This window comes from Acidobacteriota bacterium, from assembly GCA_034211275.1.
Lineage (GTDB): Bacteria > Acidobacteriota > Thermoanaerobaculia > Multivoradales > JAHZIX01 > JAGQSE01.
Map to the genome: position 1 here is coordinate 88,636 of JAXHTF010000003.1, position 7,147 is coordinate 95,782.

Annotated in this window: 5 protein-coding genes and 1 tRNA gene; 2 read left to right on the forward strand and 4 right to left on the reverse strand. The window is 67.9% G+C overall.

Annotation, left to right across the window (positions count from 1 at the left end; translation table 11 throughout):
* Positions 1-2: 2 nt before the first annotated feature.
* The 3 genes from SX243_01480 to SX243_01490 form a co-directional block, all read right to left on the reverse strand.
* Positions 3-440: a hypothetical protein gene (locus tag SX243_01480; protein ID MDY7091622.1), complete on the reverse strand. Its 438-nt coding sequence runs from the start codon at positions 438-440 to the stop codon at positions 3-5.
* Positions 441-830: 390 nt separating this feature from the next.
* A tRNA-Thr gene (locus tag SX243_01485) sits at positions 831-906 on the reverse strand.
* A 192-nt stretch (positions 907-1,098) separates the two neighbouring features.
* On the reverse strand, positions 1,099-2,544 hold the full coding sequence (locus SX243_01490) for a S8 family serine peptidase (protein MDY7091623.1): 1,446 nt from the start codon (positions 2,542-2,544) through the stop codon (positions 1,099-1,101).
* 632 nt (positions 2,545-3,176) lie between these two features.
* On the opposite strand from SX243_01490, the gene SX243_01495 reads away from it, so the two are divergent.
* Positions 3,177-4,607 carry a DEAD/DEAH box helicase gene (locus SX243_01495; protein MDY7091624.1) on the forward strand — a complete coding sequence of 477 codons (1,431 nt, stop codon included), beginning with the start codon at positions 3,177-3,179 and terminating at the stop codon, positions 4,605-4,607.
* An 89-nt stretch (positions 4,608-4,696) separates the two neighbouring features.
* Here the strand turns inward: SX243_01495 and SX243_01500 are convergent, their stop codons facing one another.
* A complete protein-coding gene (locus tag SX243_01500) occupies positions 4,697-5,137 on the reverse strand; it encodes a DUF6526 family protein (protein ID MDY7091625.1) in 441 nt (146 codons plus the stop codon).
* Between the two features lie 221 nt (positions 5,138-5,358).
* Between SX243_01500 and SX243_01505 the strand changes: the two genes are divergently transcribed.
* Positions 5,359-7,147 (forward strand): pentapeptide repeat-containing protein (locus SX243_01505; GenBank protein MDY7091626.1); only part of this gene is annotated, 1,789 nt, incomplete at its 3' end.

Consider the following 7,147-nt stretch of genomic DNA (forward strand, 5'->3'; position numbering starts at 1 on the left):
GATCAGGCCTCGTTGTCGGCGGCGGAGCCGGAGGGCGGGAGAGCGTTGCCGATTCGGGTGAGGATGCCATCGAGCTCTTCGGCGATCCCGGCGGCCAGCAGGCACAGCCTTGTCGAAGCTGCGTCCTGCGTGTTGGCCTCCGCCTGACGGCCCAGGTCCTGGAGGTAGCCCCGGGCGGCCTGAAGATCTCGGGCTGCGGCCCGGAGGTCGGTGGCCACGGCGGGTTCGCCCCGTTCGACGTAGCTGACCTCGAGGGCCAGCGCAGCTTCGTAGAGGGAGACGCCGACCTGGCGGTAGGCGGCGCGGATCTCGGGTTCCGGGTGGAGGTTGAGGTAGGTTTCTCGGAAGACTGCTCGGTCTTCCCAGCTCTGGCCCCTCGGTGTCTCTCGTCTGCCCGCCTGTCCTGGCCGTTCTTCCTGGTCGCCGTGCGGATCGCCCATCTGCTCGCTCATCATTCAGCCCCCTGTTTGCAGCCTGGCCCGGTGGGTGCTGGTGCACGGTACCGGGCCGGTGGTTGGAGCTTGCCCGGCCGGATGCCGGGGCGCTGTGGGCTGGGAGGAGTAAGGCGGAACGAGGCGGGATGTCAACGGGCTGGGCGGGGACCCGGGCCGGCAATCCAGGGAGCTGGTGAGGGCTGAAATCCGGCACCGGTGAGGCCATCCACAGCCTGGGATTTCCCCTTCCACCGGTAGTGAGGGGTTGCACCCGCCCCCACCCAGTCCCGCCAAGTTGCGCCCCAAACGGACCCAAATGGGACCCAAACCACCCTGCGGCCACTGCTTTAGCGCAATGGCAAGTTCGGCAAACTGTTGGAAACAAAGAGGATATCGTGGAGCCACCGAGCAGATTCGAACTGCTGACCTACTGATTACGAATCAGTTGCTCTACCGGCTGAGCTACGGTGGCTTGGATGGGGGCTTCAGGGGGTGTGGAGACCCCGCGAAGGTAGGCGGGATTCTAGGGGATTGGGCGGCGGGTTGCAATCGGGGTGGGGCCCCGAGGTGGGGGATCTCGGGGCCCCGGGGTGCGGTGTCGGGGTGGGGGGCTGCTCGGTCGGAGTGGTCTGGGCGTTGGGGGTGCCCGATTCGCTGCTGACGCCTATTGGCTGGTGACTGTCGTCCAGCGGGAGAGCTCGCCGGTTTCGAAGTCGTCTTTGAAGATGACGCGGATGGCGTCCTGGGCCTCGGCGCAGTCGATGCGGGGGAAGGTGAGGCCGGTGTCAGGGTCGGTGATCTGGGTGGAGGAGGCTTCGAGGGCGGATTCGATGAGGTCGGGGGTGGCGTTGGGCACGGCTTCGAGGAGCAGCGCGGCGCAGGCGGCGGCGGTGGGGGCGGCCTGGGAGGTGCCGTAGTAGGTCGAGGAGCCGCCGTCGATGCCGGTGGAGGTCATCGCCGCGCCGGGGGCCAGCAGATCGGTGGTGGTCGCGGTGTTCGAGAAGCAGGTGATCTGGTCGGCGGCGGTGGTGGCGTCGGTGCAATCGCCGAAGGTGGTGCTGCCGAGATCGGCGTCGTAGACCGCGGCGACGGAGAGCGCCGAGGCGACGCAGGCGGGAGCGGTCATGGCGTTGGTGGCCGACGAGTTGCCGCTGGAAGCGAAGGTGGTGGTGCCGCGGGCGCGGAGCGAGTCGATCACCGAGGCGTAGGCCTGAGTGATGGCGTTGGCTGCATCGCAGTCGCCGGCGTAGAGGGCGCTGGTGCCGAGGCTCAGGTTCACCAGATCGACGTCCGGGCGCTCGTTGAGGATCCAGTCGAGGCCGGCGAGGATGTCCGAAGAACAGCAGAAGGAGTTGTTCTCGTCCAGCACCTTGATGGCAACGATGTCGACGTCGGGAGCGCCGCCGAGGGGGGCGAGGGTGCCGGCGGAGGTGAGCACGCCGGCGACGTTGGTGCCGTGGCCGTGGTCGTCTTCGGCGCTGCCCGGACCTTGCTGATCGCTGGTGCCGTCGGGGCAGCAGCCGGTGCCGCCACCGGAGCAGAAGCAGCGCTCGCCGACGACGTCGTCGAGCAGGTCGGCGTGATCGAGATCGAGCCCGGAGTCGAGCACGGCGACGGTCACACCCTTGCCGGTCAGACCCTGATTCTGGACGTCGTCGATGTTGATCAGGGGCATCGCCTCGTCCATTTGATGGCCTTCACCGCCGGCGTCGAGGTCGATGCGCAGCACCTCGGGAGCGTCGGCGAGGGCCAGGAGCCCGTAGGTGGAGAGGTTGCCGGCGACGGCGTTGATGGAGCGGAAGCGGTGGGCGACCTGGAAGTCTTCAAGGGCGACCCGCTGGAGCACCCGATCACCGGCCTCGGCGATGGCGCGGCGGCCGACGTCCGAGAGGGGGTCGAGGGAGGCGCCTCCTGGGGTGTCGACGGCGAAGGCGATCATCACCCGGGTCTGGGGAACTCTCTGCAGCTCGGCGAGAACTTCGGCTCCGACTTTGCGACCGGTCTCCAAGCGTTCCACCTGGGCGGTGGTCAACAGCCCATCGGCGCCGAGGGCGGGGACCGCGAACAGCAGCGAGAGGAGAAGGCCGGCGAGCGAAGAACGGTGACGCATCTGAAGCTCCCAAAGGTTGTTCACGGTTTGGGTGATCTTTGGGAGATGACTCAGGACCCTCCGGACCACCCGCTGTCACCCTGGGAATTTGCAAGAGCCAGACCAGAGTGCCAACGGTGCCGGCGAGGTCGGTCCTGCGGGAGCGCGGAGAGGGCCGGAGGGCCCTGATGGCGCGGGTTTGGAAGCGATGCGTCCATCCCGCGCGAGGCTGCCTGTTGAGCAAGAGTATAGCTCGCGGGCTGGCGGTCAGTCGGAGCCGGCGGAAGTGTTGGTCGCGAGACGTTGTAAGAAATTCCGCCCACGGGGCGGGCGCCCACTTCGATGGCGGCTGCCCACAGTGTGGGCACTCGCGAGGCTCCGGAGATCGGTGGGCGATGTCTGGGGCGTTTCCTTTTCTCTTCCGGCACCTGGGCTTTTGCTTGTGTTTCCTCGAGGGACGTGACAAGGTCTGCCGGTCGAGCCGGTACCGGCCTCTCCCGAGGTCTGGTGATCCGCCGCTCGATCCTTCGTAGGGCCGTCCGGCCCGAGCGGCAGCCTCCCGGCAAGTCTCCCGTTTTTGCACAATTGTTCGCCGGAATCATCCGCGGTAGTCCGCCTCAGGCGTGGTCTATCCCGGTGAGGACTTTAGTTTCGTGAATTTTTCCGATTTGGATCTTCATCCCTCGCTTCTGCGGGGAATCTCCGACCTCGGCTGGACCGAGCCCACCCCCGTGCAGCGCAAGGCGGTACCGGCGGGGCTCGAGGGCCGCGATCTGCTGGCCGCTGCCATGACCGGCAGCGGCAAGACGGCGGCGTTCCTGCTGCCCATGCTGCAGCGCTTCGTGGAGCAGAGCCGAGGCCATAAGGGGCAGCGAGGCGGTCAGCAGCCCAATCGACAGCCCAATCGACAACAAGGGCACGTGCGCGCTCTGGTGCTGACCCCCACCCGAGAGCTGGCGGCGCAGGTCGAAAGCGACCTCAAGGCCATCGCCCGTCACACCCGCATCACCTCCGTCACGGTCTTCGGCGGCGTCAATCCCCGGCCTCAGGAGCGCGCCCTGCGCCGCGGGGTGGACGTGGTGGTGGCGACCCCGGGACGTCTGCTGGACCATCTCAGCCAGCCGTGGTGCAACCTCGACCAGATCGAGGTCCTGGTGCTGGACGAGGCGGACCGCATGCTCGACATGGGCTTTCTCCCCGACGTCAAGCGCATCCTCCGGCAGCTGCCGAAGCAGAAGCAGACCTTCTTCTTCTCGGCGACCTTGCCGAAACCCATCGTCCAGCTGAGCCGCGAGCTGCTCCACGATCCGGCACGGGTGGACGTCGAGCGCAAGGCGGCGCCGGCCAAGGGCATCGATCAGGCGATCCTGCCGGTGCCGGAGAAGTTGAAGCCGGCGCTGCTGCTGGAGATGCTGCGCCGGGACCACGTGGATACGGCGCTGGTCTTCACCCGCACCAAGCATCGCGCCAATCGTCTGGCGGAGTTCCTTGACAAGGCGGGCATCGCCTGCGACCGCATCCATGGCAACCGCAGCCAGAATCAGCGGCAGAAGGCGTTGTCGGCGTTCAAGCACGGCCGGCTGCAGGTACTGGTAGCCACCGACATCGCCGCCCGCGGCATCGATGTCGAGGCCTTGCCCCACGTGATCAACTTCGACGTGCCGGGGCAGGCGGAGGATTACATCCACCGCGTCGGCCGTACCGCTCGAGCCCGCTCCACCGGCACCGCCCTGACCTTCGCGTCTCCCAAGGAGGAGCGGGAGCTCCGAGCCATCGAGCGCGCCGTGGGCGAGCGGCTGGAGCGCAAGCAAATCGAGGGCTTCGATTACAACGCCCAGCCCAACGGCCGCTTCGAGATTCCCATCGGCGAGCGCATCGCCGAGATCCGCGCCCGCAAGAGCCAGGATCGGGAGCGCTCCCGGGCGAAGGCGGAGAAGCGGGGAGGGGGCCGCGGTGGATCCCGTCCCAACTCGAACCGTTCGGATTCTGGCCGCTCTGATTCCGGGCGCTCGGATTCCGATCGTTCCGGCTCGGGCCGTCCCCGCCGCCGCCGGTCTCGGCGCCGCGCCAACAGCCCGCGGTAAGCACCGGCGCCCTGAAGGCGCTCGGAAACACCAAAGCCCCCGTACGAGCCTGGCTCGTCGGGGGCTTTTTTGTGGGAGCGATGCGCCCGTCAGACGCGGAAGTGGTCGGGGCGCCAGGAGCGGATGGCCTGCTTGATCTCTTTCTGGGTGTTGAGCTCGCCGGCGAGGATCCTCTCCACCAGCTCCGGCAGCTCTTCGTCGGAGGCGAAGCGCAGCGCGACGCAATGCCGCGGCCGCAGCTCGCCGATGCGGGAGCGCAGAGGCTCGTCGAGCACCCGCTGGCAGCGCAGGGTTTCTTCCAGGCGGATCAGGCGGTCCTGGACCTTCAGCGGGTAGGCACGAATCAGCCAGGCCATGATCAGGAAGGCCAGGGCCACGACCACCGAGTAGAGGTGAAAGAAGCCCGGGTCTCGGACCACCTGGACCACCGTCAGGATCAGGTAGATGAAGAGGATGGGAAAGAGAATGAAGTGGTAGAGGGGGTGGTAGCGGCTGTGGTTGGAGACGTTCTGCGAAGGGGTATCGGCCATCTTCGGTTCTCCTTCGAAGCTTGCAGAGAGCGCGGCACCGGCTGGGGCCGCGGGGAGTTGGAAAGGACGTGAGGGGATCTTAGCGCAGCGAGGCTGAGGACGCAGAAAAGCGATTGCGGGCTGCGATAGCGGCTCGGGTGGTGCCACTACCGGGTTGTAACCATCATCAACTCGGCGGGTTGGTCCCCTGGGGCCGTCGCCATGCAAGAAGGAGCTCGACCATGCGTAGCCTCGCTCTCTGGACTCTGATCACTCTTTGTACAGTCGGTTTCTGGGCCGGCCCTGCGGCGACCGCCGCCGAGAACCCGGGCGGTGAGGATCCGTTGGAGTCCGCGCAGCTACAGGAGCCCCTCAGCTGCCCCTACTGCGATCTTTCCGGCATCGATCTCAGAGACCGCGATCTCACCGACGCCAACCTGGTGGGAGCCAATCTGCGGGGAGCGAATTTCCGCGGAGCGACCCTCAACGGGACCATGCTGGTGGGGGCGGATCTCACCGGAGCACGGTTCGGCGGTGCTCTACTCAAGGCCTCCCGCCGAGGCCCGACGAACCTCAGTCGTGCCAATCTCACCGCCGCGTCGCTCCGAGGGGCGAAGCTCGAGGGAGTGGATCTGCAGTACGCCATCGTCGGAGGCACCGACTTCTCCGGCGTCGATCTGACCCGGGCGGTCTTCGGCCCGCGCCTCCGCGCCGGGGTGGTCGCCGGGGTCAAGACGTCCTTCCGCGGCGCCCGTCTACGCCACGAATTCGCCGTCGACGAGACCTTGATGGACGTCACCGATGTCCAATGGCAGGGCAGCCCCGCGGTGGTGCTGGAGGATCCGGTGATCGCCTGCGGTGACGCCGACCTGTCCCATCTCACCAGCCGCGTGTACGTGGCTGCCACCGGCACTGACGGCACCACCTGCGGAACCTCCTGGTCCGCACCGTGCCGCTCCATCGCCAAGGGCATCGAGCGATGCGCCACCGCCGGCTGTGGCGTGTTGGTGGCCTATGATGAGTACAACCTCGCCGTCACCGTCGAGCTGCGCAGCGGCATCGATCTCTACGGCGGTTGCCTGCCGGAGGCCCAGGCCAACCCGAGCTATTTCTCCGCCGTCATCGGTCCCCCCGGCGGCGTGCCGGTGGTCAAGGCTCGGGGTCTTTCCGTCGACACCGTGGTGCAGGGCTTTCAGCTCAACGCTTCCGCCGCCGAGGGCAACGACAGCGGAACTTCCATGGTGCTGCAGGTGGAGAGCAGCGCCCAGCTGTCGGTGCTCGACTCGGAGCTGGTGGCGGCGCCGGGGGCTCCGGGGCGCGAGGGCTCGCCGGGAACCACCGGCATCCAGGGGGGTGCGGGGAGCGGCCGGGACGGCGGTACCGTCAGTGCCTGCTCCAACAGCACCGGAGGGACAGGAGCGGTGCGCAAGGAAGTGGATACCGATGGCAGTGCCACGGGCATCAAGTGCTATAAGAAGTGCGATTCCGGCAACAACTACTGCAATGGCTATTCCGGACAGGCCGGCACCTCGGGCTATCGCGCCCCCGGTGGCGAAAAGGCGAACGGCGAGTGCACTGCGGATTGCATCCAGGACGACGGCCCTCCCGGGGAGCGGGGCGAGGATGGCCGCGGCGGGACCTGCGGCTCTCGGGGCGCGGCCAACAGCAATATCGCCGGCGCTTTGGGGGACTCCGGCTGGCGTCCGGTGCAGGGCGGAACGGGTAACGGCGGCGGCGCCGGCGGTGGTGGTGGCGGCGGCGGAGCCGGCAGCTATTGGGTCGGTTATTGCTTCTGGGTGACCAGCAAAGACGCCGGCAACAGCGGCGGTGGCGGCGGCGCCGGTGGCTGCGGCGGTCTCGCCGGCAGCGGCGGCATGCAGGGTGGAGCCTCCTTCGCCGCCTGGGTGAGGGATTCCACCGTCGATCTCGCCGGCACCACCTTGATCGGCGGCACCGGCGGTGCCGGCGGCAGAGGCGGGGACGGCGCCAGCGGTGGCGGCGGCGGAAATGGAGCATCGGGGTCCACCGCCA